General features: G+C 32.9%; 32 protein-coding genes and 1 other RNA gene. 15 read left to right on the top strand and 18 right to left on the bottom strand.

Going from position 1 to position 25,687, the window contains the following annotated elements:
• Positions 1 to 68: 68 nt before the first annotated feature.
• On the bottom strand, positions 69 to 1,157 hold the full coding sequence (locus tag DMZ43_RS08245; RefSeq protein ID WP_131507352.1) for a M42 family metallopeptidase: 1,089 nt from the start codon (positions 1,155 to 1,157) through the stop codon (positions 69 to 71).
• Between the two features lie 131 nt (positions 1,158 to 1,288).
• Here DMZ43_RS08245 and DMZ43_RS08240 point away from each other — a divergent pair, with 131 nt between their 5' ends.
• The 3 genes from DMZ43_RS08240 to DMZ43_RS08230 are packed head-to-tail and all read left to right on the top strand — an operon-like array spanning position 1,289 to position 3,106.
• Positions 1,289 to 1,978, top strand: coding sequence for a DUF4294 domain-containing protein (locus DMZ43_RS08240; RefSeq protein ID WP_131507351.1), 690 nt, complete (start codon positions 1,289 to 1,291; stop codon positions 1,976 to 1,978).
• Positions 1,975 to 2,604 (top strand): hemolysin III family protein, encoded by a 630-nt coding sequence (locus DMZ43_RS08235; protein ID WP_131507349.1) that lies wholly within the window; start codon positions 1,975 to 1,977, stop codon positions 2,602 to 2,604. Before DMZ43_RS08240 ends, DMZ43_RS08235 begins: the two co-directional genes overlap by 4 nt.
• 10 nt (positions 2,605 to 2,614) lie before the next feature.
• Positions 2,615 to 3,106, top strand: coding sequence for a GNAT family N-acetyltransferase (locus DMZ43_RS08230; protein ID WP_131507348.1), 492 nt, complete (start codon positions 2,615 to 2,617; stop codon positions 3,104 to 3,106).
• Here DMZ43_RS08230 and DMZ43_RS08225 read toward each other — a convergent pair.
• Together DMZ43_RS08225 and DMZ43_RS08220 are read right to left on the bottom strand one after the other, a co-directional pair.
• Entirely contained in the window at positions 3,103 to 3,531 is a 429-nt protein-coding gene (locus DMZ43_RS08225) for a DUF4268 domain-containing protein (RefSeq protein WP_131507346.1), read from the bottom strand. The two genes, DMZ43_RS08230 and DMZ43_RS08225, sit on opposite strands and share 4 nt — an antisense overlap.
• A 5-nt stretch (positions 3,532 to 3,536) precedes the next feature.
• A complete protein-coding gene (locus DMZ43_RS08220; protein WP_131507344.1) occupies positions 3,537 to 4,205 on the bottom strand; it encodes a ZIP family metal transporter in 669 nt (222 codons plus the stop codon).
• Between the two features lie 99 nt (positions 4,206 to 4,304).
• Here DMZ43_RS08220 and DMZ43_RS08215 point away from each other — a divergent pair, with 99 nt between their 5' ends.
• On the top strand, positions 4,305 to 5,462 hold the full coding sequence (locus DMZ43_RS08215) for a class I SAM-dependent RNA methyltransferase (protein WP_129760736.1): 1,158 nt from the start codon (positions 4,305 to 4,307) through the stop codon (positions 5,460 to 5,462).
• Here the strand turns inward: DMZ43_RS08215 and DMZ43_RS08210 are convergent.
• Genes DMZ43_RS08210 through rlmD form a run of 5 tightly spaced genes read right to left on the bottom strand, consistent with a single transcriptional unit; the run spans position 5,459 to position 9,255 of the window.
• Entirely contained in the window at positions 5,459 to 5,926 is a 468-nt protein-coding gene (locus tag DMZ43_RS08210) for a hypothetical protein (RefSeq protein ID WP_131507342.1), read from the bottom strand. The two genes, DMZ43_RS08215 and DMZ43_RS08210, sit on opposite strands and share 4 nt — an antisense overlap.
• A gap of 18 nt (positions 5,927 to 5,944) precedes the next feature.
• Positions 5,945 to 6,469 carry a DinB family protein gene (locus DMZ43_RS08205; RefSeq protein WP_131507340.1) on the bottom strand — a complete coding sequence of 175 codons (525 nt, stop codon included), beginning with the start codon at positions 6,467 to 6,469 and terminating at the stop codon, positions 5,945 to 5,947.
• Between the two features lie 37 nt (positions 6,470 to 6,506).
• Entirely contained in the window at positions 6,507 to 7,262 is a 756-nt protein-coding gene (locus DMZ43_RS08200) for a DUF6048 family protein (protein ID WP_187347852.1), read from the bottom strand.
• Entirely contained in the window at positions 7,228 to 7,752 is a 525-nt protein-coding gene (locus DMZ43_RS08195) for a DUF6452 family protein (protein WP_131507338.1), read from the bottom strand. The genes DMZ43_RS08200 and DMZ43_RS08195 overlap by 35 nt, the downstream gene beginning before the upstream one ends.
• 51 nt (positions 7,753 to 7,803) lie before the next feature.
• Positions 7,804 to 9,255 (bottom strand): 23S rRNA (uracil(1939)-C(5))-methyltransferase RlmD, encoded by a 1,452-nt coding sequence (rlmD, locus tag DMZ43_RS08190; protein ID WP_131507331.1) that lies wholly within the window; start codon positions 9,253 to 9,255, stop codon positions 7,804 to 7,806.
• A gap of 239 nt (positions 9,256 to 9,494) precedes the next feature.
• Between rlmD and rocD the strand changes: the two genes are divergently transcribed.
• Positions 9,495 to 10,739 carry an ornithine--oxo-acid transaminase gene (gene rocD / locus DMZ43_RS08185; RefSeq protein ID WP_131507329.1) on the top strand — a complete coding sequence of 415 codons (1,245 nt, stop codon included), beginning with the start codon at positions 9,495 to 9,497 and terminating at the stop codon, positions 10,737 to 10,739.
• A 4-nt stretch (positions 10,740 to 10,743) separates the two neighbouring features.
• Entirely contained in the window at positions 10,744 to 11,193 is a 450-nt protein-coding gene (locus tag DMZ43_RS08180; RefSeq protein ID WP_131507327.1) for a DUF5362 family protein, read from the top strand.
• A 53-nt stretch (positions 11,194 to 11,246) separates the two neighbouring features.
• Here the strand turns inward: DMZ43_RS08180 and DMZ43_RS08175 are convergent, their stop codons facing one another.
• The 4 genes from DMZ43_RS08175 to DMZ43_RS08160 form a co-directional block, all read right to left on the bottom strand.
• Positions 11,247 to 11,597: a DUF2752 domain-containing protein gene (locus DMZ43_RS08175; protein ID WP_161566742.1), complete on the bottom strand. Its 351-nt coding sequence runs from the start codon at positions 11,595 to 11,597 to the stop codon at positions 11,247 to 11,249.
• A gap of 49 nt (positions 11,598 to 11,646) precedes the next feature.
• Entirely contained in the window at positions 11,647 to 11,922 is a 276-nt protein-coding gene (locus DMZ43_RS08170; protein WP_129760744.1) for a CD225/dispanin family protein, read from the bottom strand.
• A 69-nt stretch (positions 11,923 to 11,991) separates the two neighbouring features.
• Entirely contained in the window at positions 11,992 to 12,324 is a 333-nt protein-coding gene (locus tag DMZ43_RS08165; RefSeq protein WP_131507323.1) for a CCC motif membrane protein, read from the bottom strand.
• A gap of 14 nt (positions 12,325 to 12,338) precedes the next feature.
• A complete protein-coding gene (locus DMZ43_RS08160; RefSeq protein WP_129760746.1) occupies positions 12,339 to 12,620 on the bottom strand; it encodes a DUF2752 domain-containing protein in 282 nt (93 codons plus the stop codon).
• A 149-nt stretch (positions 12,621 to 12,769) separates the two neighbouring features.
• Here DMZ43_RS08160 and DMZ43_RS08155 point away from each other — a divergent pair, with 149 nt between their 5' ends.
• Together DMZ43_RS08155 and DMZ43_RS08150 are read left to right on the top strand one after the other, a co-directional pair.
• The gene (locus DMZ43_RS08155) at positions 12,770 to 12,979 is read left to right on the top strand and encodes a hypothetical protein (RefSeq protein ID WP_131507321.1); all 210 of its coding nucleotides are present in this window, start codon (positions 12,770 to 12,772) and stop codon (positions 12,977 to 12,979) included.
• The gene (locus DMZ43_RS08150; RefSeq protein ID WP_131507319.1) at positions 12,976 to 13,527 is read left to right on the top strand and encodes a Smr/MutS family protein; all 552 of its coding nucleotides are present in this window, start codon (positions 12,976 to 12,978) and stop codon (positions 13,525 to 13,527) included. The genes DMZ43_RS08155 and DMZ43_RS08150 overlap by 4 nt, the downstream gene beginning before the upstream one ends.
• On the opposite strand, the gene DMZ43_RS08145 is transcribed toward DMZ43_RS08150, so the two are convergent.
• Positions 13,524 to 14,456 carry a hypothetical protein gene (locus tag DMZ43_RS08145; protein ID WP_131507317.1) on the bottom strand — a complete coding sequence of 311 codons (933 nt, stop codon included), beginning with the start codon at positions 14,454 to 14,456 and terminating at the stop codon, positions 13,524 to 13,526. The genes DMZ43_RS08150 and DMZ43_RS08145 overlap by 4 nt on opposite strands.
• Before the next feature lie 89 nt (positions 14,457 to 14,545).
• On the opposite strand from DMZ43_RS08145, the gene DMZ43_RS08140 reads away from it, so the two are divergent.
• Together DMZ43_RS08140 and DMZ43_RS08135 are read left to right on the top strand one after the other, a co-directional pair.
• Positions 14,546 to 15,691, top strand: a complete 1,146-nt coding sequence (locus DMZ43_RS08140; protein ID WP_131507315.1) for a cysteine desulfurase family protein — start codon at positions 14,546 to 14,548, stop codon at positions 15,689 to 15,691.
• A complete protein-coding gene (locus DMZ43_RS08135) occupies positions 15,681 to 16,307 on the top strand; it encodes a CHAP domain-containing protein (protein WP_238155798.1) in 627 nt (208 codons plus the stop codon). Before DMZ43_RS08140 ends, DMZ43_RS08135 begins: the two co-directional genes overlap by 11 nt.
• A gap of 27 nt (positions 16,308 to 16,334) precedes the next feature.
• On the opposite strand, the gene DMZ43_RS08130 is transcribed toward DMZ43_RS08135, so the two are convergent.
• On the bottom strand, positions 16,335 to 16,796 hold the full coding sequence (locus DMZ43_RS08130) for a hypothetical protein (RefSeq protein ID WP_238155797.1): 462 nt from the start codon (positions 16,794 to 16,796) through the stop codon (positions 16,335 to 16,337).
• A 73-nt stretch (positions 16,797 to 16,869) separates the two neighbouring features.
• Positions 16,870 to 17,364, bottom strand: a complete 495-nt coding sequence (locus DMZ43_RS08125; protein WP_131507311.1) for a hypothetical protein — start codon at positions 17,362 to 17,364, stop codon at positions 16,870 to 16,872.
• Positions 17,365 to 17,518: 154 nt separating this feature from the next.
• On the opposite strand from DMZ43_RS08125, the gene DMZ43_RS08120 reads away from it, so the two are divergent.
• Positions 17,519 to 18,259 (top strand): DUF6263 family protein, encoded by a 741-nt coding sequence (locus tag DMZ43_RS08120; protein ID WP_131507309.1) that lies wholly within the window; start codon positions 17,519 to 17,521, stop codon positions 18,257 to 18,259.
• 48 nt (positions 18,260 to 18,307) lie between these two features.
• Here DMZ43_RS08120 and DMZ43_RS08115 read toward each other — a convergent pair whose 3' ends face one another.
• From DMZ43_RS08115 to DMZ43_RS08105, 3 genes are all read right to left on the bottom strand, one after another.
• The gene (locus DMZ43_RS08115) at positions 18,308 to 18,928 is read right to left on the bottom strand and encodes a hypothetical protein (protein ID WP_131507307.1); all 621 of its coding nucleotides are present in this window, start codon (positions 18,926 to 18,928) and stop codon (positions 18,308 to 18,310) included.
• A 9-nt stretch (positions 18,929 to 18,937) separates the two neighbouring features.
• Positions 18,938 to 21,352, bottom strand: coding sequence for a carboxypeptidase-like regulatory domain-containing protein (locus DMZ43_RS08110; protein ID WP_131507995.1), 2,415 nt, complete (start codon positions 21,350 to 21,352; stop codon positions 18,938 to 18,940).
• A 63-nt stretch (positions 21,353 to 21,415) separates the two neighbouring features.
• The gene (locus tag DMZ43_RS08105) at positions 21,416 to 23,107 is read right to left on the bottom strand and encodes a M23 family metallopeptidase (protein ID WP_131507305.1); all 1,692 of its coding nucleotides are present in this window, start codon (positions 23,105 to 23,107) and stop codon (positions 21,416 to 21,418) included.
• A gap of 181 nt (positions 23,108 to 23,288) precedes the next feature.
• On the opposite strand from DMZ43_RS08105, the gene DMZ43_RS08100 reads away from it, so the two are divergent.
• The 4 genes from DMZ43_RS08100 (at position 23,289) to rny (ending at position 25,686) form a co-directional block, all read left to right on the top strand.
• Entirely contained in the window at positions 23,289 to 23,579 is a 291-nt protein-coding gene (locus DMZ43_RS08100; RefSeq protein WP_129760755.1) for a hypothetical protein, read from the top strand.
• A 17-nt stretch (positions 23,580 to 23,596) separates the two neighbouring features.
• Positions 23,597 to 23,890 (top strand): cell division protein ZapA, encoded by a 294-nt coding sequence (locus DMZ43_RS08095; protein ID WP_129760756.1) that lies wholly within the window; start codon positions 23,597 to 23,599, stop codon positions 23,888 to 23,890.
• Positions 23,891 to 23,946: 56 nt separating this feature from the next.
• Positions 23,947 to 24,054: non-coding RNA, 6S RNA (gene ssrS / locus DMZ43_RS08090), on the top strand.
• Between the two features lie 54 nt (positions 24,055 to 24,108).
• Positions 24,109 to 25,686, top strand: coding sequence for a ribonuclease Y (gene rny / locus DMZ43_RS08085; protein WP_129760757.1), 1,578 nt, complete (start codon positions 24,109 to 24,111; stop codon positions 25,684 to 25,686).
• The last annotated feature ends 1 nt before the right edge of the window (position 25,687 follow it).

The raw sequence follows: 25,687 nt of genomic DNA, 5'->3' as shown, positions 1-25,687 counted from the left end.
GACATAGTTTGTTTTATTCAACTGCAAGATTGCCACGACCTAAAGGTCTCACAATGACATTTGCTATCTTATTTAAAGTAGCTAAATGTTTCTCCGTTTTTAATCTTTAATAAAGACTCATAAATTAACTTGATAACATTCTCTACATCGTCTTTATGTACCATTTCTACCGTAGTATGCATGTAGCGTAAAGGTAAAGAAATTAATGCAGATGCAACGCCACCATTACTATAAGCAAAAGCATCAGTATCAGTTCCTGTAGCTCTTGACAATGCTGAACGCTGAAACGGTATTTTCTTTTCTTCAGCAGTATCAGTAATTAAGTCACGTAGTTTTTGCTGTACAGCAGGTGCATAAGCTACAACAGGACCTAAACCAAGTTCTAGATGACCTTCTTTTTTCTTGTCAATCATTGGAGTAGTGGTGTCATGAGTTACATCGGTAACTATAGCTACATTTGGTTTAATGGTTTGCGTAATCATTTCAGCACCACGAAGTCCTATTTCTTCTTGTACAGAGTTTGTTATGTAAAGTCCGAAAGGCAGTTTCTTTTTGTTTTCATGAAGTAAACGCGCAACTTCAGCAATCATAAAACCTCCCATTCTGTTATCTAATGCACGACATACAAACTTGTCTTTGTTTAATATATGAAACTCATCAGGATAGGTAATGACGCAACCTACATGAACACCCATTTTTTCAACTTCTTCTTTGTCTTTTGCACCAACATCTATAGTGATGTTTTCTAAAGTAGGAGCTTGCTCTTTTGCTTTGTTCCTGGTATGAATTGCAGGCCAACCAAATACACCTTTTACAATCCCTTTTTTGGTATGGATGTTTACAATTTTACTTGGTGCTATTTGGTGATCGCTACCACCATTTCTAATTACATGGATTAATCCGTTGTCAGTAATATAGTTTACATACCACGAAATTTCATCAGCATGACCTTCAATAACTACTTTGTATTCTGCTTCAGGGTTTATAACACCAACAGCAGTTCCGTAGGTGTCAGTAATAAACTCATCAACATACGGTTTTAAGTACTCCATCCATAGTTTTTGTCCATCCCATTCATAACCAGTTGGAGACGCATTGTTTAAATATTTTTCTAAAAAGTCCATTGACTTTTTATTCAGTATACTCTTTTTTGCCATATTCAATTATTTTGGACTAAAATAATAATATTAATACGATTTTAAGGTTTTAGAGGTTGTAAATTATTAATTTTGGTCAGTACGTTTTAAGTACCTAAAAGTTTGGAATACTTTTAGATTATATACTGTGTATGCATAAAATAACCTACATCTTTATTTTGTTTCCGTTTTTGGCATTTGCCCAATTACGACCTGTTGTAGAAAAAGATACAACAGAGGTTGAATGGATTATAATTGAAGGTGATTCGGTTCCAAGAACTACAATTGATTTAGATGAAGTTATTCTGCTCAATAAGTTGAAGTTTGATAGTAGTGAAGACCGAAAGCGCTATCTTATTTTAAAACGAAAAACTATAAAAGTATATCCTTATGCAAAACTAGCTGCTGAACGATTAGAAACTTTAAATGAACGTTTAGCAACTCTAGATTCTAAACGAGAACGTAGGCAGTATGCAAAGATAATTCAGCGATATATTGAAGAAGAGTTTTCGGCAGAATTAAAAAAACTCACTCGAACCGAAGGACAAATACTCATAAAACTAATTCATAGGCAGACTGGTAAAACAACTTTTGAGCTCATTAAAGACCTTAGAAGTGGTTGGCGCGCTTTCTGGTTTCAAAACACTGCAAAACTGTTTGATATTTCGCTTAAAAAAGAGTTTGACCCTTTGAATGTGAAAGAGGATTATCTTATTGAAGATATTTTAGAACGTGCGTTTCAAAATGGATTATTAGTACGTCAAAAACCTGCTGTTGATATTGATTTTTATGATCTTACCGATAAATGGTTAAACCCAAAACCTACTGTTGATAAAGAATGAGAATACAAACACCTTTTGAAGAACGTCTAAACACATGGAGTCATGCACTTGGTGCTTTGTTGGGAATTGCAGGATTGGTTTTACTTATTCTCTCAGCCTTACAAGTGAAGTTGCCTTGGAGTTTATTTAGCGTAATAGTTTATGGCATTTCAATAATTGTTTTGTTTAGTGCATCCGCTTTTTATCATGCTGTAAAAGGAGAAAAGCGAAAGCATTATTTCAGGATAGTAGATCACATTAGTATTTACATGCTCATTGCAGGAACATATACTCCTGTATTGCTCATTGCATTACCAGATAGTCTTGGTTGGCTTTTGTTTTGGGTTGTTTGGGGAATTGCTGCTTTTGGCGTTGTGCTAAAACTATTCTTTACAGGAAAGTTTGAAGTGTTTTCAACCTTACTGTATTTGGTTATGGGTTGGTTAATTGTGTTCGATTTTTCTAATGTTTCAAGCGCTTTAGGAAGCAATGGAGTGTTATTATTGTTTGCTGGTGGATTGTTTTACACCATTGGTATTGTGTTTTATGCTGTAGAACGTATTCCTTATAACCATGTGATTTGGCATCTTTTTGTTCTTGGAGGCGCCATTTGTCATTTTTTTATGATTTATTTTTACGTGCTTTAGTTTTTAATAGATGACAGAAATTACACTTGCAGCACCCAACGATTACAAACAGATAGCCTATTTAGGTTTTATTATCTGGAACGAACATTATACACCTATTATTGGAGCTGAACAAGTAGCTTATATGCTAGAGAAGTTTCAATCAGAAAAAGCTATACAACAGCAAGTAAAAGAAGGTTTTGAGTATTATTTAATCACTTTTGAAACTGTGCCTGTAGGATATATTTGCATTAAGAAAAAGCGAGATGCGTTGTTTTTAAGTAAGATTTATGTGCTTTCTAATTACAGAGGAAAAAAAATAGGAAAAACAGCAATGCAGTTTGTTGAACGTAGAGCTAACACGTTACATTGCAAGAACATTGAGTTGACAGTGAATAAGTACAATGTCAATTCTATTAAAGCTTATGAAAAACTAGGGTTTAAAACCGTTGAAGCATTGGTAATGGATATAGGAAATGGTTTTGTGATGGACGATTACCGAATGGTTAAACCTATAAATTAATCCTTGATTACCTCTTTGTAGTCTTCAAAGAAATCTTCAAACTTGCTCATATTTTCATTGAAAAACACCATTACATCTTGCCATGTACTTTTATTGTGAATAGACACCTTTTGTTCTAATGGAAGATAAATTCTTGATATTTCTTTACCATTTTCTAGAAAGTATTCTTCTTCAAAAATGACGTCAGGTAAGTAATCTTGGGTTAAAATAGATTTAAGTGATACTAGTTTTTCCCAGTAGGTGATACGGTTTTCTAAATCGTCTTCAATGTCTAGCGCTATAAGTGCTTTTTTGGTGTCAAAATGAAATTTAAAGCTAAAGCCTTTTATTTTGGTGTCGTATAACGTCCATTTCCTTGGAAATGATTTTCCAAAGCTTATCCAAAAGTCTTGACGCAGTCGTCTTGATTCTTCTTTACTAAACATACCTTTTAAATTACATAAGCCATTCCAATACCTAGTAATATGGCAACTAGTTTGGTTAAGCTAAATTTATGTCCTTCATCACTTTCAAAAAGAATAACTGTAGAAATATGAAAAAATATACCAATTACAATAGCGTTAATTGCATTTACATAATTGGCAGGCATACTTGTATGATTAGAAATAAATGTTCCTAAAGGCGTCATTGCAGTAAACAAAATTAAAAACAGAACTACTTGTAATTTATTACATCTTGATTCTAGTAAAAACCCTGTGATTACTATAGCTATTGGTATTTTGTGTACTAATACGCCATAAACAATATCGTTATGTTGATGTATTGGGAACCCTTCTAAAAAGCTATGAATACATAAACTTATAAAAAGTAACCATGGAAATTCCTTGGTGTCTTCATGATGTACGTGACCATGTTCAGCACCTTTTGAGAAAAACTCCAAAATAACCTGTATAAGAATACCTGTCATTATAAGTAAGCCTGTTTTTTTGGCTTCTAAGTGATGATAAACTTCTGGGAGTAACTCAAAAAGCGTTAAAGCTAATAGAAACGCACCACTAAAAGAAAGTAATAATTTAGAGTGTAGGTTTTTCTTTTTGTAAATCAATACGATTAAAACACCCAAAATTACTGCATATACAGGAAATAAATATTTGTTCATCAACTAGTGGAATTTTCTAAGAATATCGTCTTACAGTTTATAAGCATTGGCAAAAATAAAGTATTTTTGAATTTTGAAAGTACTATAAGGCATTTATGTATGGAGAATAATTTTAAAATGGTTGCCAAAACCTTATTTGGCTTTGAAGATTTACTAGAAAAAGAGCTATTGCAATTAGGTGCACAAGACATTAAAAAGGGAGTGCGAAATGTAAGCTTTGTTGGTGATAAAGGATTTATGTACAAAGCCAATTTAGGATTAAGAACAGCCATAAAAATTCTTAAACCCATAAAAACGTTTAGAGTTGTAACTGAGCAAGATTTATATGATAAGGTGTACAAAATGCCTTGGGAAAACTACATGAAACCTACAGGTTCTTTGGCAATTGATGCTACAGTACATTCTAATGTGTTTACACATTCAAAATACATTGCATTAAAAACAAAAGATGCTATTGTAGATAAATTTAGAGATACTACTCAAGAGCGACCTAATGTAGATTTACGTTTTCCGGATTTAAAAATAAATGTCCATATCGATAGGCAACAATGTACCATTTCGTTAGATACATCAGGAGAATCGTTACACAGAAGAGGCTATAAAACAGCTACCAACATTGCACCAATAAACGAAGTGCTAGCTGCAGGATTGATTATGTTATCTGGTTGGGATGGACAGAGTGATTTTATGGACCCAATGTGTGGTAGTGGAACCATTTTAGCCGAAGCAGCAATGATAGCTTGTAATATTCCGCCTAATTTAATGCGAAAAGAATTTGCTTTTGAAAGATGGCAGGATTGGGACGTGGATTTATTTGAAACCATTGAAGAGTCTTTACTGAAAAAGACCAGAGATTTTCATCATAAAATTATAGGTTACGACAAGTCACCAAGTGCTGTTAAAAAAGCAAAAGACAATATAAAAAATGCACATCTAGATGAGTTTATAAGCATTCAGCATGAAGACTTTTTTAAGACCCAAAAAGCAGGAGATAAAAAGTTGCACATGGTTTTTAATCCGCCTTATGGAGAACGTTTAGATATTGACATGGAGAAGTTTTACACCAATATTGGTGATACCCTAAAACAAGGTTACCCAGGAACTCATGCTTGGTTTATTACCTCTAACTTAGATGCGCTAAAGTTTGTAGGCTTACGTCCTTCACGAAAAATAAAACTGTTTAATGCTAAGTTAGAATCTCGTTTAGTAAAATACGAAATGTATGAAGGTAGTAAGAAAGCTAAATATATGGACTAGTCTAAAAACTTGAAGGACTCCAGAATTTTAACACCTTGTTTTACACTAATATCATAGCAATATAGGTTTATATCATATGCTTTTTTATTGTCCTCTCTATAAATTACAGCATTTAAAACATAATCTTCACCATCACGACAAACAGTGTAGTGGCTCATATAGTTAGGCAAGAAAGGACGACCATCTTCAATAATAGCCATATACATATTTTTACAACCTTCTCTGCTCACAAGTTTAAGAGTGTTTGAATTTTTATCAACGTTTTGGTTAATAGTAACAATTTGCATATTTATACCTAAAACATCATTTTCTCCATCATAATCGGTTTCATCTTCATCTCCTTCAGTATCAATTTTTTGTTTTGTTTCAAAGGTGAGTTTACCATCTTTCCAAACGTTAACGTATTGTGCATTGGCATTAAGTGAAAGTGTTAAAAATGCGATAAATAGAAGTGTTTTTTTCATAAGTATATAGTTAATTGATTAATAGTTTTCTTGTAACTGTTTTGTGTGGTGCTCTACGTGATAAGCAGTCCACATTATTATTTCTCGTAAAGGCATTTTTCCCATTAAAGGATGAGGTAAAATAAGTGTGTCTAAATGTTTGTCAGATAACTTTCGAGTCTTGTATTGTAGTTTTTTGTTCTCAACCTGTAAGCGGTTTAAAATGTAGTTTTTGTCTTTTAGCAAAGGAACTTTCATGTTTTTTGATGGACCATAAACGATACCTTTAGACTCTTGTAATCGCTCTTGGTATCTATTTACAACAATTGCGTAATCTCTCACAGCTCTATTAGCTGTTCCAAACCGATATTTTATAATAAACTTAGGAAGACTTAATGCATCGTTAAGTGGTTTTATGCTTTGAAGTAAATGTAATGCTTGCTGGCCAGAAGTCCATTTTCCTTCAGGACCTTGCTGCCATTTTTCATCATCTTGAGAACTTAACACATCAATTAAAATCTGATGATTCGATTCTAAAAGTTCAGCAATGCTTTCCTTGTCCATAAATTGTGATCATTTTCATTGAAAAGATACACAATTTTTAGTCTTCTTTAGCGACTTTCTTATCTTTTTTGTAGATAGGTATTAGGTAAGATATATTGTATCCAAATCCTATTCCAAAACGTCCGCTGTCATAGGTTCGGTTAAATCCAGGAATGTAAAGATTTTCAAAATCGCTAGGTGCATTTTCGCTTACTAAACCTTTTAGTTGAAGGTTTAATCCAACATATAAATTGTTTAAAGTTTCGGCTTTAATACCAATAATAAGTTCAGCCCAAATAGCTGACAAACCATCAAACTCTTTAGTATCTGAAGGAGAAAAAGGCTCATTCCAGTATTGGTCAGGATTGTAAATGGTGTAATTGTTTAATGTTTGACTAAAGGTGCTCACTCCAGCTCTAAGTCCACCATAAATCATATTTTCCATGTCTAACCAGTTTAGGTACATGTTGTAATCAACTCCAGCTTTAAAGTAACTTCCTTTTGAAGTGACATCGAGGTAATCAGTAACTAAGTTGTTTTCTTCAGTACCAAGCTCTCCTGCTAGATAAAGTCTTTTGGTAAGTCTGTAATCGGCATTTATTTCAAACCCAGTATAATCGTCATCTAAAAAAGAACGCACAGGTTTGCTAAGGTCTATACCTAGTCTCAATCCATATTTTTGTTTAAAAACAAGAGTGTCATTAGATGTTTCGCTGTCTTCTTGTTCATTTGTATTTTGCGAAAATGATGTTATGGAGCATAACATCAAAAATACCAGACTAATGATAGATATTGATGTGTGCTCCTTTTTCATCTTCAATTGTAGTGTTTACGGTTAATGCGTTTATAATCCATACGTCATCGTCATCGGCTTCAATGACGTCAATTTCAGTGCCTGCAAATATACTTTTATAACCACAAGCTCTTGATACGTATATAAATTCTGGTGTGTAGCTTACTTCAATAACATCAGTATTTGAAGCGTTACTATCGTTACCATTAGTGTCGTAGTCGGTGTCTTTTTTTAATTCAAAGAAAGTTGAAATGGTTTCACCTTCGTTTTGAAACCTTAGCGGTAAGAGTATAGAGTCAGTAGTTGTGCTAGAAACAATTTCATCTTCGACACCTTGACCAGTAACAGTAAGTTGTCTTACAGTTTTAGGTTCATCAGTATCATTAACGTCATAAAAACGTATGATTAAATGTGGCGTAGTTGCTGTTGCTTCAGAACAAATGTCATCTCTTTCGCAGCCTAAAAATAGGACAGCAATTAAAAAGACTAAGACGCTAATTTTTTTTATCATTATAATTTTTCTTTTTTCAGTGATAGTCTACACAAGATTTTTTGTAATAGCTTACTTTTCAAATAAAACCACAGTCTCAATATGTGCTGTATGTGGAAATTGATCCACAAGACTAAGCTTTTTTATTTCATATCCTGACTGCATTAATTGCTCAGTATCTCTAGCTTGTGTGGCTGGATTGCAAGATACATAAACCAAACGTTCTGCGCCTAGGTTTATTATTTTATTTAAAGTTTTTGGCGCAATACCAGCTCTAGCAGGATCTAAGATAATGGTTCTTATTTTGTTTTTAAACTCAGGATGCTCGGTTAAGAATTTACCAACATCAGCAGCATAAAATTCTAAGCCTTTAATGTTGTTTCGTTTGGCATTTTCTTTAGCATCTGCAATGGCTGAAGCTACAATATCTACACCAACAATTTTAGCATTGTTGGATTTGCTAGCAACTATTTGTCCTATGGTTCCTGTACCACAAAATAAATCTAAAACAACGGTATTGTCTATAGCGTCTTTATTTTCTAAAGCATAATCAGCTACTTTAGAGTATAGTTTTTCAGCACATTTTGGGTTGGTTTGAAAGAAGCTTTTCATACTAATTTCAAAATTGAGACCTAGTAGTTCTTCAACTATTTTATCTTCACCATAAACTAAGCTTATGTTTCCAGTGGTAGCAATGGTTCTATCTCCAATTTCGTCATTAATGGTATGTAATAAACCAGCAACTCTATCTCCAAACAATTCTACTAAATAGTTAGCAAATGCATTTAAATCAAATTGGTCTAAATCATAAGAAGTAGTCACTAAATTGAATAGCAGCTTATTGGTTTTATAGGATTTTCTTACCACGAAAAAGCGGAAAAACCCTTCTTTTTTAGGAGCATGCCATGGTGCTAATCCTGTGTTTTCGCAATACGCTCTAATGTCTTTAAGGTGGTTTTCTAACTGCGCATCGAATAAACCAGAATCGCTATTTAAGTTATCACCACACCACCAAAGACCACGACGTTTAAACCCAAGTGTAAACTCGTCTACATCGGTTTTAGCTTCACGATTATAACCAATAGCTGAAAAGCCATATTCCATTTTATTACGATAATGAAATGTATTAGGTGAACTTACAAACTCATCAAACTTGGTTTCTATATCCTTTACTTTTCCAATACGCTTAAAAAGTTCTAATGTACTTTGCGTTTTATAGTCATGCTGTTTGTCTATTGGCAGCTGAATATAAGGTGCACCAGGAATATCTTGATAAGGAGTTTCTACTTCATCTTCAGAAGGTTTTAAAACATCAAGCAACTTACACTCGGCATATTTTTTACTCGATTTTTTAACCTGAGCTTTCACTAACTGACCAGGTAAAGTATTAGGCACAAAAACAACAAACTCGCCATGTTCATTTCTAATACGTCCTATACCTTTACCACCAAAAGCATAATCTTCTATTAAGATATCTATCGTTTCGCCACGTTTTACAAACTTATTGCGTTCTCGTCTTGCCATGTGCTTAAAATTTTGATTGCAAAGATAGTGGCATTTTATAAAATTCTACACTTAAAATTGATTGTGATTATTTATAAATCGTGCAGAAATTACTAAATTTACATCCTCTAGGGATGATTTCTCTCCCACGCTGCTTTTTCTAAGCGTCACCATAACTTCAAAAATGGTTGCGCAACGCTTATGAAAGAATAAAGGTAGAGCAGGAATGGTTATTTTTTCACAATTAAAATTTTTTTAAAATGGCTGTTTTAGACCAATTAACATCGCAACAAGCGATAGATTTAGAAAACAAGTATGGTGCACACAATTACCATCCGTTACCTGTAGTGTTGAGTAGAGGAGAAGGTGTCCATGTTTGGGATGTAGAAGGTAAGCAATATTATGATTTTTTATCGGCTTACTCTGCAGTTAACCAAGGACATTGTCACCCAAAAATTGTAGATGCCATGGTATCGCAAGCAAAAACATTAACCTTAACTTCTAGAGCGTTTTATAACGATATGCTAGGAAAGTATGAGCAGTATGCAACTGAAATGTTTGGGTTTGATAAATTATTGCCAATGAATACAGGAGCTGAAGCTGTTGAAACGGCTTTAAAGCTTTGTAGAAAATGGGCTTATGAAGTAAAAGGTATTTCTGAAAACGATGCTGAAATTATTGTTTGCGAAAACAATTTCCACGGAAGAACTACTACAATTATATCGTTTAGTAACGATCCTGTAGCACGTAAAAACTTTGGACCTTACACTAAAGGGTTTATAAAAATTGAATACGATAATCTAGAAGCTTTAGAAACTGCTTTAAAAAACAATCCTAACGTAGCAGGTTTTATGGTTGAGCCAATACAAGGAGAGGCAGGAGTTTATGTGCCAAGTGAAGGGTATTTAGCCAAAGCAAAGGCATTATGTGAAGCTCATGGTGTGCTTTTTATTGCAGATGAAGTACAAACTGGTATTGCTAGAACAGGAAAGTTGTTAGCTGTAGACCATGAAAATGTAAAACCAGATATGTTAATTCTTGGTAAAGCATTATCTGGAGGTGCTTATCCTGTTTCGGCTGTGTTAGCAAACGATAACATTATGAATGTGATTAAACCAGGAAACCACGGAAGTACTTTTGGTGGTAATCCTGTTGCTGCTGCTGTTGCTATTGCTGCTTTAGAAGTGGTTAAAGACGAGAAGCTAGCTGAAAATGCTGAAGCACTAGGACAATTATTCCGTGAGGAAATGAATAAATACATTGCAACAAGTTCTACCGTTAATTTAGTTAGAGGAAAAGGATTGCTAAATGCTATTGTTATAAATGATGATGAAGATAGTGATACAGCTTGGAATATTTGTTTGGCATTAAGAGATAATGGTCTTTTAGCTAAACCAACACATGGTAACATTATTAGATTTGCACCACCTTTAGTAATGAACAAAGAGCAACTGTTAGACTGTGTGTCAATTATAACAAAGACATTAAAACAATTTGAAAACTAAATTTATGGAACAGCAATCGGCTTTTAAAAGCTTTGAATTAGACGTTAATCAAGAGATTATTGATTATTTAAAAGAAACATCTAAATGGTCTTATATTTTATCAATATTAGGATTTGTAGGAATAGGTTTTATGCTTATTGGAGCATTGATTATGGCCATTTCAGGAGGCATTGCAAACAGTGGATTTGATGGAGCGTATGGAGCAGGATACGCTGTTGGTGTAGCGTTTGTATATGTTGTTTTAGCGCTTGTTTATTTGTTTCCTGTGTTATACTTATTTAGGTTTTCTAAAAACATGAAAAGTGCGTTAAGACTAAGCAATAATCAAGACTTTAAAAAGGCGTTTGCAAACCTAAAATCTCACTATAAGTTTATCGGGATTTTTACTATTGTAGTTATTTCTTTATACGCTTTAATTTTAATAGGAGCAGTAGTTGGAGCTTCCTTATTTTAAAAACTGACATTAATTTATAAGAAAAAAAGCAACCATTTGGTTGCTTTCTTTTGTTAAGGTGCTAACTCGGTAAACGGAAAAACACTAATATTTCTAAGTATCCAAAACAGAATAACAATTACTAAAATTACTTTTGTAGTAATTGGTTTATGAGTTAGGTTTTTATAGGATGTTGTGGTGAACTTGTTAAGCAAAAATAAGATAGACTGATACCCTAAAACTATAAATAGAAGAAGTATTAGATAGTTGTGTCTTATACCTTCAATAATTTCGCCATTAATTAACTTGTGTATTGCTCTTTGACTACCACAACCAGGACAGAAAATGCCAGTAAGAGCATAAAAAGGACATTTAGGAAAAAAGGCATGGTTAGACGGATTCCAAAAAAAATATAGTGATAGCATTCCTAAAAACACTATCACTATACTTGTATATATTACTATTTTTTTTGACTTAGTAACCACCATTAGCAATTGCTCCAAGCATTGCAACTCCAAAGATTAAAATATAAAGTAACCATCCTACAAGTGCAATAACCACAGAAACAATTCCCCAAGTTTTTGCATTCTTAGAAGCACGTACTGCTTCATCATACTTTCCATCTTCATATAATGAATTAACTTTTGTAGCGTAAATAATGCTCACAATACCAGAAGGTAAACAGCATAAAATGGTACTTATTATAGCTAAGGCTAAGTAACTGTTAGGTCTTGTAGGTTTTTGTTCCATGTAATAATTTTTTGTTTAGTTAGTGTTCAAATGTAATAAAAAAAGCGACCATTTGGTCGCTTTTCTCATTTATTGATTTTGTTGTTGGTACTGTTCCATCATTTCTCTGGACTGTTCCATCATCTCATCCCAACCAACTGTTGAAATTCGGTATATAGTAAAAATTAAGTATGCTATATTTATTATTAGTATTACCATTGCTACAATTTTGGCAGTGTTCATAGCTTTAACACTATCATGATCGTAGTTTTCAGGGGCTGCTTGCGCTTGCTTTAATTTACTTTGCGCAATAAAAAAAGCAATACCAGCAAGGATAAATCCTGAACCTCCTATGCAGCAGCATAGTAATCCTAGAATTGCTAATACATAAACAATAGTTGGGTTGAGTTTTTGTTGTTCCATAATTTTAGTTTTGATTAGATTATTTTTAGTAAAAAGTTACCTACAATAATAACGATGTTAATGATTACCAATGTAAGAATAATTTTTTGAGAAATTTCATAAATCTTAAGCGCATTTACTATTAGCATCCCAAAAAGGAGTATAAGTGTATAAATAGCAGGATACATAAAAAATGCACCAATAAAGTCGCCTTCAAGAATAAGTGCAACCGATCGTTGCATGCCACAACCCATACACTCAAAGCCAAACAACTTTTTGTTTAAGCAAGGTAACATATAGTCTTCGTATTGCGACATGGTACTGTTTTAGTTCTTACAAATGTAAAAAAAGTTAAAAATGAAACTAAGGTTTCTTTGTTTTTTAGTGAAAATTTGAACGATTTAGCATAATGCTTTACTTTTGTATCTATTACTTTATAGATAACGTATTTTTAATAGGCAAACACATGAGTTTATCAAGAACTATAAATTTTATTTTGATTTTATCTGGCGGAATTATTGCAATTTATGCCAAAGCAGGTGATGGACAAAGTGTTTATTTGCTAATGGCAGGAATTGTACTATTAATGATGGGTATTTACAGGACTTCTCGTAATATTCCTAGTAAATATAAAAACGATGACACTAACGAATCTGATAATGATACTGCACAATGAAATTTAAAAAAGGCGATAAAGTTTCAGTGTTAGATGAAGATATTTCTGGTGTTGTTTTAAAAACTTCTGATGCACAAGTGAGTATTGAAACTCCTGATGGTTTTGTGTTTGAATTTCCTGCAAGCGAACTTATAAAAACTGATGCTTCAATACAATCTGAATTGTTTTCTACACAAAGTGCTAGTGCTGTTATTCAAGAAAAAGAGCAGCAACAAAGACGAAAACTTCCTAAGATAAAGCCTAAAGAGCGTAATAATCCTGCAATGGAAGTTGATCTTCACATACACAAGCTTACTGATCATGATTCTAGAATGACTAGTCATGAAAAGTTAACTTTACAGTTAGATACAGCTCAACGACAACTAGAATTTGCAATAAAAAAGCGAATTCAAAAAATAGTATTTATTCATGGTGTAGGAGAAGGCGTTCTAAGAATGGAATTAGAAACATTGTTTCGACGCTATGACAACATCAAGTTTTACGACGCAGACTACAAAAAATATGGTTTAGGAGCTACTGAGGTTTATATTTACCAAAACGTGAATTAGTCTTCTTCAGGAAACGTAATTATAGTTTCATAAGTTCCAAAGAAGTAATAATCCATACTTAAAGCACCTAAATTGAAAGGGTCATTAATTTCAAAATTCGTAGTCACTGTTCTAGTGTAAGTATTGTCTATAAACTCATCAACCACAAAAGTATCAGCAGCATCTGCGTCTAAATACCTTGCAATAGTTGCATCTATAGCAAAATCGTTAGTTGGGTTTTTGTCCATATTTTCATCCTCATAACGTGTTAATACACCATCACCATCATCGTCATTATCTAAATAGTTAGGTAAAGGTATTTCGGGAGTTGTAGGATCGTTATCGTGGTCGTACGTGTCGTTATCAGTGTTTACAGCGTTAGCTAAGCCATCTTCAGTACTAAAATTATGATTTTCGTTAATGGTTAATACATTGTCATTATCATCATCTTGGTCGATATAGTTTGGTATACCATCTCCATCAAAGTCATCGTCATCATAATTACCATTACCATTTAAATCTTCAAATTCAGAAGGAATTCCATCATCATCATCATCCACAAAAGTAGAGGTGAAGTCTATATCTATTGATTCACTTTCATTATCGCTAATAATATTAACGTCTGAACCAGGAACAAGAGTACAGAAAAGATTTTCTGGATTTCCATCATAAGTTCTGTAAATAAACCTAACACTTCCTGTTATAGTACCTTCAAAAGGGATTTCATCAGTTGGAGGATTGAAAATTTGATCATTATTAGTATTGGAAGGAAAAACAATGCTCAACGATTCATAAGGGTCTGCTTTAATCTTATATAAGCTGTATTCATCTTCAAATTGATCGCACAACGTAAGGTCATCTTCAAAGTCTAATTCAATTTCAAGAATATCACCATCATCGCAACTTGTTAACAGTAAACTTAGACAAAATATATAGAGTATTTTTCGCATTGTATTTGATTTGGAAACAAAAATAAAAGATTTGATAAACTTATAACGCAGTAAGATGCAAATAATTTTATTTGAAGTATTTTTGCAGCATGAAGAAAGTGTATTTTGATAATGCTGCAACCACGCCTATGCGTGCAGAGGTTGTGAATAAGATGACAGAAGTGATGATGAGCAACTTTGGAAATGCCTCATCTACACATAGTTTTGGTAGGTCATCTAAAGCTTTAATTGAAAATTCAAGAAAATCAATTGCTAAACATTTTAATGCTTTAGCATCAGAAATTGTGTTTACTGCAGGTGGTACTGAAGCCGATAATTTAATACTTAGAAGTGCTGTAAGAGATTTAGGAGTAACCGATATTATTACGTCTAAAATTGAGCATCATGCTGTACTACATACACTAGAAGCATTGAGTAATGAGTATAACGTTTCGCTTCATTTTGTGTCATTGTTAGACGATGGTAACATTGATATTGAACATCTAGAAACGGTATTAACATCTACTGAAAAAGCTTTAGTGTCTTTAATGCATGTTAATAACGAAATAGGAAATATTTTAGACATAAAGCGTGTTGCGCAATTGTGTAAAGCTAATGGAGCGCTGTTTCATAGTGATACTGTGCAATCAGTTGGACATTATAAAATAGATTTACAAGATGTAGCTGTTGATTTTATTACAGCTAGTGCACATAAATTTCATGGTCCAAAAGGTGTAGGGTTTGCTTTTATAAGAAAAAACTCTGGTTTAAAAGCATCAGTGTTTGGAGGTGAGCAAGAACGTGGTTTTAGAGCAGGTACTGAAGCTATACACGATATTGTAGGTATGGAAGAAGCTCTTAATATAAGCTACAACACTCTAGAAGAAGAAACCGCTTATATATCAGATTTAAAGCATTATTTCATTACTAAGCTGCAAGACGTTTTACCACAAGCAAGCTTTAATGGAGCTAGTAAGTGTTTTGAAAGCAGCACATACACATTGGTTAATGTATGTTTACCAATTGCACCAGAAAAAGCACCAATGTTACATTTTCAGTTGGATTTAAAAGGAATTGCGTGTTCTAAAGGAAGTGCTTGCCAAAGCGGAAGCACTTTAGGCTCTCATGTGTTGTCTCAAATACTAGATGAAGAACAACTAAAAAAACCTTCGGTACGTTTTTCGTTCAGTAGTTTTAATACTAAAGACGAAGTAGACTACGTTATAGAGGTTTTAAAAGACTTTGTTGAAAACTAACCTAATTTTAGTAGTTATTGTTGCTTTATTGCTTGTGTCTTGTAAACAAGAACCTAAGCAAGACGTTGTGACTACTCAAGAGTTGCAACAACTAACAGTTCAATCTCCTAAAACCTTTAAGGTTAAAAACATTGGTGATACACTAGATGTATTTAACGAAGTGTATGTTATTTACAATAAAAGTATGGGAAATACTTCTGGTAGGCATTTAACCAAAGACGGTTATAATCTTGGTTTAAAATGGCAGTGTGTAGAGTTTGTAAAACGCTACTACTACCAACATCTCAACCATAAAATGCCTAATAGTTATGGACATGCTGTCGATTTTTTTAATACTGAAATAGCAGATGGTAGCATCAATAGAGATAGGAATTTACTACAATACACTAATGGTAGTAGTAGCAAACCAAAAGTTAATGATTTGGTTGTCTTTAAAGGAAATATGTTTAACCCTTATGGACATGTAGCTATTGTGAGTAGAGTAGAAGATAGTTATGTTGAAATTGTACAACAAAACGTTGGGAAACAATCTAGAGACCAATTAGGTTTAAAACAAGTAAACGGAAAATGGATTATTGATGAAACTAGCGTATTGGGTTGGTTAAGGAAAGATTGAGAAGTAGTTATACTATATCATAAACAGTTATTTTTCGAGTTTCTGTTCAAACTTCTCAAGAGTTATTTCTTTCCGCCACCAAGAGTATTCTCCATAAGCTATTTTTTTGTCATAATCTACTCTCAAATAATCGTTCCAACAAGAGAAAAAATCATAATCTCCATTTTGTTCATCATCTAAATCATTTTCTATTTTGGATGGTGCAATTAAATAATATTTTCCAACTTCAAATTCTGCAATATATGGTCGACATAGAATTCCGTTATCTCCCCAAACTTTAAATCTTTTTCGAGATTCAGAACCTTTATACTTTTTAACCACTTCAACTGTCATTGAATAAGGCATTTTTCCATCGTAACCGTAGATTTCTTCTTCTAAAAAGTCCGAATATTCAATTACTTTGATTAGTGCAACAAACTCTTGATTATCAGAGATTGCTCCAAATCGACAATTCCAATTGCATTCGCAAGAGCAAGCAAAAGATTTCATTGAAATCAGAAGTAAAAATATTATCAGAACTTGTTTTTTCATAATTATTTACAATGATTTCGTTTGTAAATTGTTAGCACTGACTTTTTATTTTTTTCCATTCTTTAATTTCAGAATTTAAAACTCCAAGACCGATTTTACCTGAATTTATATCAATTAGTTTTTTAAGTTTTTTTTCTACTTCTTCATTAGTAATATCCTTAAATTTAAATCCTTTGACACCATTTCTCGTTTTTACCTTAATCAAACCTTGTAAACTTGGATTAGGTAAATGGTTAGATACAATTCCGTGAGCAATTAATCTCCGAAATTCATTACAATCCGAAATTTTGCCTTCAATTTTACTCCACAACTTCGATAATTCTGAATTTTCCTTTAATCCGTTTCTAATCCGCTTACGTTTATCATCCAAGTTAAGTCCAATTATATCAGGTTTTAAAGGGTTATCTTGAATTCCATTTTCTAAATATGAAATCATAACACCTAGACCAAATTCAATTTCTGAAAATGTAAGTATAAATTCACCTACATTCTTTTTAAAAATATCATTTAAGTCAAAAGAATTCATTTTTTTCAGCTTGCATACAACAGTCTCGTATAACCGTCAGTTACTTGGATTAAAGATACTATTTTTCAATTAAGTTGTTACAAGAAATTACTGTAAGTAGTCTTTTTATTTTATCTATATTAGCTTTCAAATAATTAACCACAAATCAATAAAGATGAAAAAAATTTTAATACTGCTTTTGTTAGGTGTAAGCATAGTAAGTGCTGCGCAAGAAAAAGTGTTACTTCGTTTAAATTATGTTGAAGGACAAAAATATGTTATGAGTATGAATATGTCGCAAGTAATTGGTGATGATATTATAACCAATGATATGCAAATAGATATGCAGTATGATATAACTAAGGTCACTGGTGATACCTATGAAAGTAATGCGAAAATTACTAGAATGGCAATGGATATGAGACAAGGTCAATTGGCTGTATCTTATGATACAAATAAAAAACATGAAGAATTAGATGAAACAGGACAAATGATGAAGACTCGATTGGAACCTATGTTATCGGCAACAATTATAACTAAAGGTGATAATTTAGGTAATATTTTAGAAACTAGAGTTGAGCCTAGTGACATTGAAGGTGCTGCCGACTTTGCAGATCAATCAGGTAGTGTAATTTACCCTAAAGAGGAAGTTGCCGTTGGTGATACTTGGACAAAAACTAAAGTTGATAACGCAATGACGTTTAACTTTATATACAAAGTGAAAGCTATCAATCGTAATAATATTTTAGTTGATATTTCTGGTAGTATTTCGGGTACTGCATCTGGTGATATTACTGGAACTATGGATATAGATAGAGATTCTGGTATGCCTACATTATCAAAAATCAATATGACGATGAGTATTGAAGGTCAAAAATCTACAACCGATATGACTGCTAAATTTACTAAAATTTAAAGGCATTAAATTTTTACCTAGTACTAATAGAAAAACCTTGGTTATAGTTTAATCAGGGTTTTGTTTTTTTACTTCATTTGTTAACTCAATAATTCCTTCTTTTGTGATTTTTCCTGTTTTGTAAATAACTTCTTTTTTATCAGTTCCTACTATTTCGTTTCCATTTTCATCACAATTAAAATAACGAGAATTAAATGCAACATAAATATTTAAATCATTATCTATTTCCATTAATTCTTCACATTCAAAACATGGGTCAGATCCACAAAGTCCAATCATCAATTCTTTTGAATTAACTATTTCACCATTAATCTTGAAAGTTGTTAATATTGGCATAAAACACTCAGCTTCTTCTAGTGTAATTACAGCAATATACTCTTCATTAATTTTAATTTTTCCATAGATGTAATTGAATTCTTCCCTGTCAAGAATGTTGTTTGTGTCGTTTAATTGGATAAACTCACTAAAATCATCATCACAAGCTTTTATTTTAATAGGAGTTTTAATTATTGGAAATTGCTCAACAAATAGGTTGTATTGTTCAGTTAGCTTAGATGCTTTAGAAATAGTTTTTTTATTACTTTCTAATGTGTTTTCTCTTTCTTTACTTTCTGATTTGCAGCTAGAGAAAAGTATTAATGCTATTATTGGAAACAATATTTTCTTCATTATATTCCTTTAAAACCTAGTAGACAACCTTACATTAAATACTCTTGGTGTTAGGTAATTTGGGATGGCATATTGACGCTTACTATACACATCTCTTACCCAAGTGTTGGTAATTGAGTTTTGTACGTCAAACATATTAAAGATTTCAAAACCTATGGTAAGTTCTTTAAAATGACGTTTCCAACTACTATTATAGGTTTTGTTTTGGTCAACAAGCACATAGCTTATACCTAAATCGGCACGTTTGTAATCTCTTAATCTGTTTTGGTAGTCGTATGGGTCAGCATAACTTGGAGAACCTCCTGGAACACCTGTGTTATAAACCAAATTAAGATACATTTTTAAATCAGGAATACTTGGTACATAATCTTGAAACAGTACTCCAAATTTTAAACGTTGATCTGTTGGCCTTGCAATATACCCTCTGTCTTCAATGTTTTCTTCGGTTTTAAGGTAGCTAAAACTAAACCAGCTTTCAGTGCCTTTTACAAACTCACCATTAAGTCTTAAGTCAAGACCATAAGCATAGGCTTTAGCATTGTTTTTTGCTCTGTAACGAATTCGAACGTTTTCTAAAGTGTAAGGATTTACATCAGACAGACTTTTGTAATAGGCTTCAGATACAAGTTTGAAAGGTCTGTCCCAAAGTTCAAAACTGTATTCGTTTCCTAATACAAAATGAACTGATTTTTGTGCTTTTACATCTGGTTGTACTACACCAGAAGAGTCTCTTAATTCTCTGTAAAAAGGAGGTTGGTAGTACATACCAGCAGCAAACCTAAATAGCATGTCTTTTTCCCAATTTGGTTTTATGGCAAATTGAGCTCTTGGGCTAAATACGGTATGACTTTTACTTTCAATAGCGTCACCACTAACATTCCAGTTGTGCACACGTACTCCAGCATTATAAAACACGTCGTGTTCTCCTAGTTTTGTACGCTTGCTATATTGTAAATAGGCTTGTAAACGGTCAATAAGTACTTTATTGGTTGCTCTTACATTTTGGAATGCGACAAGTGGTCCTTCGTAAGGCGAGTAAGGTTGATCGTTAAACGCATCAATATTTGGTGGGTTTATTGAAAAACCTGCACTATCAATAACTTCCCATTCTACTAGACGATCTCTAATATCTTCATGAGTATATTTTGCTGACCACTCAAGTGTGCTTTCTTCATCAATTTTATAGTCTCCTTTGTGCTCAACATTTACAATTACAGCATCAAGGTTATTTCTAGCATGCGTAAGTTGAGAGCCAATACCTTCACTAAACTCCACTTCACCTAAGTCTTCGTCTCCAATATTGCTATTGACTTCACCTAGTCTGTATTGTGCTAAAATATCAAAGTATTCCTCTTCAGTCGTGTGATACGCAGAAGTAATGAGTTTTAAGGTTAGGTCATCGTTTACAAAATAATTAGCTTTAAATGCTCCAAAAGCAGTTTGGTAACGGTCTTTTTCTTGACCTTCATAAAACACCAATAAAGCTACAGGATTATCTATAGTACCAAAGTTGGTTTGTCTGTTTTGAGGTTTAAAATCGTATTTGTTAAGTGAAAGGTTTCCAAGGAAATTTAAATGAAATTTATCAGAAAACTTATACGTTAAATAGGTTTGAGCATCTGCAAAAACAGGAACTACATTAGTTTCGGTTTCTAAAGAGTTTATTAAAAGACTATTGTCTCTATAACGCAAACCTACAATACCTGAAAACTTAGAGTCTTTACTAACAGTTTCAGCAGCAATACTTCCTCCAAGCAAGCTTAAGTCTGCTCTTAAACCAAACTTTATTGGATTTCGATACGTAATATCTAATACCGAAGATAGTTTATCTCCATACTTTGCTTGAAAACCACCAGCTGAAAAATCTACATTTTGGACCAAGTCAGTATTCACAAAACTCAACCCTTCTTGTTGACCAGAACGAATTAAAAACGGACGATACACTTCAATTTCGTTAACATATACCAAGTTTTCATCAAAATTTCCACCTCTTACTGAATATTGTGTACTCAATTCATTGGAAATATTTACACCTGGTAATGTTTTTAAGATGTTTTCAACTCCTGGTTGCGCACCTTTTATGGTTCTAATCATTTCGGGAGCTATTGTGGTTACTCCAGTTACTGATTGTCTTGTATTTGTGTTAATTACAACAACACCTATTTGCTCTACATCAACTTTCATTACTGGGTTAAATTCCAGTTCTTGACCACTTTTTAGGTTAAAAGTTTGTGTTATTGGTTTATGTGATAAATGTGTAAAAACAATGGTTACATCTTGGTTTGCTGGTATTTTTAGTTCGTAAAACCCGTTTATATTTGTTGCTGTTCCTAAATCACCTGCTTTGATATTTACATCATAAATAGGAGTATCGTTTTCATCCAATATTACACCTCTAATGGTAGCGTTTTGTGAAAAAGCCATTGTAGACAAGACAAAGAAAAACAAAAGTAGATAGTTGGTAAGTGGTTTCAAATGCTGTAAATTTTATTTTCTGAAAAAGGTTGCTTCAAAAGTAGAACTATTTCCTACATTATCAGTAACAATTACTTTTAATTTATTTTCGGTATCAGTAACAATACCATCATCAAAATTATGGGTTAATACACCTGTTTTGTATTCATACTCCATTAAAATCCATTTTCCGTTTACAGTTGCTCTGTAATTACTAATGCCTGAAAGATCATCGGCTATTTTCACTTTCAATTCGGAGGATTTACTCATCCACTTACCATCGGTAAAATTAACAGGAGTAATAGTAGGAGCTACTAAATCGCTTTGTAAAGCAAATGTTCCTAAGGATTTTGTTCTAGCTGAAAGCACATCTCCTTTTCGGGTTGTATACACATAAGATGGTCTTTGATAATACCCAACAAGTTCAGCAATAAACAGTTTGTCTTTATCAACATCGTTATAATTGCTTATGTCATAATTTATGGTATAGCTTTTAAGTAATGGTACCACATCTTTATGCATTAATAGGGTGTCGCTACTAACATTAAAATCTAAATGAAGGTCATCGTAAAACGTATTGCTAGGAATATAAACCGAAACATTACCTTTTTCTAAAGTAGTTACTTGGTTGGCATACGCAAAGTGTAGCGGTTTAATATCGTTGAGTTCTTCTTGTTCTTTTTTGACTTCTTTTTTTCCAATAATAGGAATGGTAATCCACGCATCGTTGTCTTTAAAATCTTTAACTCTAATTTTATAAACCGAAGAGGTGCTGTCCTCAACAATTAAATACCCATTATTATCTAAATCTTTAAGCATACTAAGTGTATTACCAGATTGTGCAAATAATTTTTGAACTCTTGAGCGTTTCGTTTTATAAATTTCAAAATCTATATAACGATTGATGTGTTTGGTTTCGTTAAAACTAAAACGCTTAAAATCCATTTCAAAACTCTTGTTGCCATTAAAAAAGGTTTGAATGTTACTAACACCATTTTTATTATTGGCTCCATCTAATTGGTCATAACTTACTATACCAAACCCAATATTTCCATAAGCTTCAACACTTTCAACGGAATAATCACCATTTTTATTTGGTATTAATCTTAGTTCAACACGTTTTTTTGAATTGTTCACATGCGAATTTTCGTCTTTAGGATAGGCATATATACCAGAAATTAAAGGCTTTTTAGAATCTTTTACATCCATGCCAAAGAGCATTGGGTTTATAGGTCTTTCAGCATTATCTCTAATTTCGAAGTGTAAATGTGGTCCGCCAGAAGACCCTGAGTTTCCTGAGAAAGCAACCATTTCGTCAGTTGTAATGGGAAGCTCGTCAGGAGTAGGGAAGACCTCTACTTCATAAGTTTCTTTTTGGTATTGACACTGCTTGATGTATTCTTCAATTCTTGGCGAAAATTTCTCTAAATGTGCATAAACCGTAGTATATCCATTAGGATGAGTAATGTACAACGCTTTACCATAACCATAATGTGAAATTTTAATTCTGCTCACATAACCTTCAGCAGCAGCATAAACCTTTAAGCCTGTGCGTTGTTGTGTTTTAATGTCTAATCCTGAGTGAAAGTGGTTAGAACGCAACTCAGCAAATGTACCAGATAAAACAAGGTCAATATCCAAAGGATTCCTAAAGTAATCTTGAGGGTATTGTGCGTAAGCACTATAGAATTGCGAGCAAAAAAGGATTGAAAAAAGGTATTTCATATATGGAATTATAATAGCTAAAATATTAATTTGAATGTAATCTTCAAAAGCATAAAGAGTTATTCATTAAATATTGATTGCTTATCATACTATTAATTAAATATTTTAAAATTTATTGTAAAACAATTGTAATTTTTGATTTGGTATGTTAACTTTGTTTCAACAGTATTGAAATTTGTAAATGAGTAAAATTGAAGATATTGTAGATTCTTTAGAGAATAAAATTAGCAAGGTTTTGCACAAACTAGAGGTTTTAAGGCAAACCAATGCTAAACTTTCAGAAGAATTAGCAATACAACAACAAAAAAATATTCAACAACAAGAAGAAATAAGTTCTTGGGTTGAAAAGTATGAAGCTCTAAAAATGGCAAATTCATTACTTGGCAGTGGCGAAGATAATAGAGAAACTAAGCTCAAAATAAATACATTAATCAGGGATATTGACCATTGTATAGCGCAATTATCTGAATAATGTTAGTAAAATAAATCATGGCAGAACAGCTTAAAATAAAGCTTTCAATAGCAAATAGAGTATATCCTTTAACGATTGCTCCAAGCCAAGAAGAAGGTTTGAGAAGAGCTGCAAAGAAAATTGAAGACATGATTTCTCAGTTTGAGCAGAATTATTCTGTCAGAGATAAGCAAGATGTATTGGCCATGTGTGCGTTACAGTTTGCATCTCAGGTAGAGCAAAAACAAATAGATAAGGCAAATGTGAGTGAAGAAGTTCAAAACAAGTTATCAGCACTTGATGAACTATTACACAAACATTTATCAGCCTAACGTTCTTTTAAATAAAACATAAGGTTACTGCCTACATTAGTTATTTTTTTTGATAAACTCAACGTTAATTCTTTAAAAAGGGTGAGTTTAAGCTGTAAAAGCAAGCCATCTTTGAATGGATCCTTGATCAGCTTGTTAGCCCTAAACTTGTTTTTAAGGAGTTTATACAAAATGCTCAACTGATGTAGGCTTTTTTTATATATAAACACTAACTAAACATGGAAACGAACACAATTTTATTAATTGTTGGAGGAATAGTATTAGGAGTAATACTTGGATATATAGTTGCAAAATCATTAGAAAAAAGCAACGCATCAAAGCTTATAAAGAATGCTAAAAGTGAAGCAGATTCAATTATAAAGCAAGCAAACTCCGAAGGAGAATCGATTAAAAAAGATAAAATACTTCAGGCAAAAGAAAAGTTTATCGAGCTAAAGTCTGAACACGAAAAGGTGATTTTATCTAGAGATAAAAAAATGGCTGAAGCCGAAAAAAGAACTAGAGATAAAGAGTCTCAAGTATCTAACGAGCTTTCAAAAAGTAAAAAAGCCAATCAAGAACTAGACGCGAAAATCAAAGATTATGATTTTCGTTTAGACTTTTTAGAGAAGAAAAAAGTAGAGCTCGAAAAAGCGCATAAAAGCCAAATTCAGCAATTAGAAGTTATCTCAGGACTTTCTGCTGAGGATGCAAAAGCACAATTGGTAGAGTCACTTAAAGGTGAAGCTAAAACTGATGCAATGGCCTTTATTCAAGATAGAATAGAAGAAGCTAAACTTACCGCTCAACAAGAAGCAAAGAAAATTATTATTAACACCATTCAGCGTATAGGTACTGAAGAAGCTATTGATAACTGTGTATCGGTTTTCAATATCGAATCTGATGACGTTAAAGGACGCATTATTGGTCGTGAAGGTAGAAACATTAGAGCTATTGAAGCTGCAACAGGAGTAGAGATTATTGTTGATGACACACCTGAAGCAATCATTTTATCATGCTTTGACTCTGTACGACGAGAAGTAGCGCGTTTATCGTTACATAAGTTGGTAACTGATGGTAGAATTCATCCTGCACGTATTGAAGAGGTTGTTAAAAAGACGCAGAAACAAATAGAGCAGGAGATTATTGAAGTAGGTAAGCGTACTGTAATTGATTTAGGAATTCATGGATTACATCCTGAACTTATAAAGCTTGTAGGACGTATGAAGTACCGTTCGTCTTACGGACAAAACTTATTACAACACTCTCGTGAAGTTGCTAAGCTATGTGGTGTTATGGCTGCAGAATTAGGCCTAAACCCAAAACTAGCTAAACGTGCTGGATTATTACATGATATAGGAAAAGTACCAGATAGTGAAGCTGATATCGAAACGCCTCACGCTATCTTAGGAATGCAATGGGCTGAAAAATATGGTGAAAAACCAGAAGTATGCAATGCTATTGGAGCGCACCACGACGAAATAGAAATGACTACTTTATTATCGCCAATTATTCAGGTGTGTGATGCTATTTCAGGAGCAAGACCAGGAGCAAGACGACAAGTGCTAGATTCTTATATTCAGAGGTTAAAAGACCTTGAAGACGTTGCTTTTGGATTTACAGGAGTTAATAAAGCTTATGCAATACAAGCAGGTAGAGAGCTTCGTGTAATTGTTGAAAGTGAAAAAGTATCTGATGATCAAGCAGCAAACTTATCGTTTGAGATTTCACAAAAAATCCAAACAGATATGACGTATCCTGGTCAGGTTAAAGTTACTGTAATTAGAGAAACAAGAGCAGTTAATATTGCTAAATAGA

The organism is Meridianimaribacter sp. CL38, from assembly GCF_004328055.1.
Lineage (GTDB): Bacteria > Bacteroidota > Bacteroidia > Flavobacteriales > Flavobacteriaceae > Gaetbulibacter_B > Gaetbulibacter_B jejuensis.
This window is presented reverse-complemented; position numbering and strand designations above follow the sequence as displayed.

What these genes read in the sequence shown, in the direction of transcription:
- DMZ43_RS08105 (WP_131507305.1), bottom strand. Translation starts at nt 23,107, where the DNA reads ATGAAATACCTTTTTTCAATCCTTTTTTGCTCGCAATTCTATAGTGCT.
- DMZ43_RS08110 (WP_131507995.1), bottom strand. Translation starts at nt 21,352, where the DNA reads ATGGCTTTTTCACAAAACGCTACCATTAGAGGTGTAATATTGGATGAA.
- DMZ43_RS08230 (WP_131507348.1), top strand. Translation starts at nt 2,615, where the DNA reads ATGACAGAAATTACACTTGCAGCACCCAACGATTACAAACAGATAGCC.
- DMZ43_RS08130 (WP_238155797.1), bottom strand. Translation starts at nt 16,796, where the DNA reads ATGAAATCTTTTGCTTGCTCTTGCGAATGCAATTGGAATTGTCGATTT.
- DMZ43_RS08170 (WP_129760744.1), bottom strand. Translation starts at nt 11,922, where the DNA reads ATGGAACAAAAACCTACAAGACCTAACAGTTACTTAGCCTTAGCTATA.
- rlmD (WP_131507331.1), bottom strand. Translation starts at nt 9,255, where the DNA reads ATGGCAAGACGAGAACGCAATAAGTTTGTAAAACGTGGCGAAACGATA.
- DMZ43_RS08200 (WP_187347852.1), bottom strand. Translation starts at nt 7,262, where the DNA reads ATGAAAAAGGAGCACACATCAATATCTATCATTAGTCTGGTATTTTTG.
- DMZ43_RS08210 (WP_131507342.1), bottom strand. Translation starts at nt 5,926, where the DNA reads ATGAAAAAAACACTTCTATTTATCGCATTTTTAACACTTTCACTTAAT.
- rocD (WP_131507329.1), top strand. Translation starts at nt 9,495, where the DNA reads ATGGCTGTTTTAGACCAATTAACATCGCAACAAGCGATAGATTTAGAA.
- DMZ43_RS08095 (WP_129760756.1), top strand. Translation starts at nt 23,597, where the DNA reads ATGGCAGAACAGCTTAAAATAAAGCTTTCAATAGCAAATAGAGTATAT.
- DMZ43_RS08220 (WP_131507344.1), bottom strand. Translation starts at nt 4,205, where the DNA reads ATGAACAAATATTTATTTCCTGTATATGCAGTAATTTTGGGTGTTTTA.
- DMZ43_RS08235 (WP_131507349.1), top strand. Translation starts at nt 1,975, where the DNA reads ATGAGAATACAAACACCTTTTGAAGAACGTCTAAACACATGGAGTCAT.
- DMZ43_RS08245 (WP_131507352.1), bottom strand. Translation starts at nt 1,157, where the DNA reads ATGGCAAAAAAGAGTATACTGAATAAAAAGTCAATGGACTTTTTAGAA.
- DMZ43_RS08175 (WP_161566742.1), bottom strand. Translation starts at nt 11,597, where the DNA reads ATGCTATCACTATATTTTTTTTGGAATCCGTCTAACCATGCCTTTTTT.
- rny (WP_129760757.1), top strand. Translation starts at nt 24,109, where the DNA reads ATGGAAACGAACACAATTTTATTAATTGTTGGAGGAATAGTATTAGGA.
- DMZ43_RS08160 (WP_129760746.1), bottom strand. Translation starts at nt 12,620, where the DNA reads ATGTCGCAATACGAAGACTATATGTTACCTTGCTTAAACAAAAAGTTG.
- DMZ43_RS08150 (WP_131507319.1), top strand. Translation starts at nt 12,976, where the DNA reads ATGAAATTTAAAAAAGGCGATAAAGTTTCAGTGTTAGATGAAGATATT.
- DMZ43_RS08120 (WP_131507309.1), top strand. Translation starts at nt 17,519, where the DNA reads ATGAAAAAAATTTTAATACTGCTTTTGTTAGGTGTAAGCATAGTAAGT.
- DMZ43_RS08240 (WP_131507351.1), top strand. Translation starts at nt 1,289, where the DNA reads ATGCATAAAATAACCTACATCTTTATTTTGTTTCCGTTTTTGGCATTT.
- DMZ43_RS08205 (WP_131507340.1), bottom strand. Translation starts at nt 6,469, where the DNA reads ATGGACAAGGAAAGCATTGCTGAACTTTTAGAATCGAATCATCAGATT.
- DMZ43_RS08115 (WP_131507307.1), bottom strand. Translation starts at nt 18,928, where the DNA reads ATGAAGAAAATATTGTTTCCAATAATAGCATTAATACTTTTCTCTAGC.
- DMZ43_RS08155 (WP_131507321.1), top strand. Translation starts at nt 12,770, where the DNA reads ATGAGTTTATCAAGAACTATAAATTTTATTTTGATTTTATCTGGCGGA.
- DMZ43_RS08180 (WP_131507327.1), top strand. Translation starts at nt 10,744, where the DNA reads ATGGAACAGCAATCGGCTTTTAAAAGCTTTGAATTAGACGTTAATCAA.
- DMZ43_RS08145 (WP_131507317.1), bottom strand. Translation starts at nt 14,456, where the DNA reads ATGCGAAAAATACTCTATATATTTTGTCTAAGTTTACTGTTAACAAGT.
- DMZ43_RS08140 (WP_131507315.1), top strand. Translation starts at nt 14,546, where the DNA reads ATGAAGAAAGTGTATTTTGATAATGCTGCAACCACGCCTATGCGTGCA.
- DMZ43_RS08100 (WP_129760755.1), top strand. Translation starts at nt 23,289, where the DNA reads ATGAGTAAAATTGAAGATATTGTAGATTCTTTAGAGAATAAAATTAGC.
- DMZ43_RS08195 (WP_131507338.1), bottom strand. Translation starts at nt 7,752, where the DNA reads ATGATAAAAAAAATTAGCGTCTTAGTCTTTTTAATTGCTGTCCTATTT.
- DMZ43_RS08215 (WP_129760736.1), top strand. Translation starts at nt 4,305, where the DNA reads ATGGAGAATAATTTTAAAATGGTTGCCAAAACCTTATTTGGCTTTGAA.
- DMZ43_RS08165 (WP_131507323.1), bottom strand. Translation starts at nt 12,324, where the DNA reads ATGGAACAACAAAAACTCAACCCAACTATTGTTTATGTATTAGCAATT.
- DMZ43_RS08225 (WP_131507346.1), bottom strand. Translation starts at nt 3,531, where the DNA reads ATGTTTAGTAAAGAAGAATCAAGACGACTGCGTCAAGACTTTTGGATA.
- DMZ43_RS08125 (WP_131507311.1), bottom strand. Translation starts at nt 17,364, where the DNA reads ATGAATTCTTTTGACTTAAATGATATTTTTAAAAAGAATGTAGGTGAA.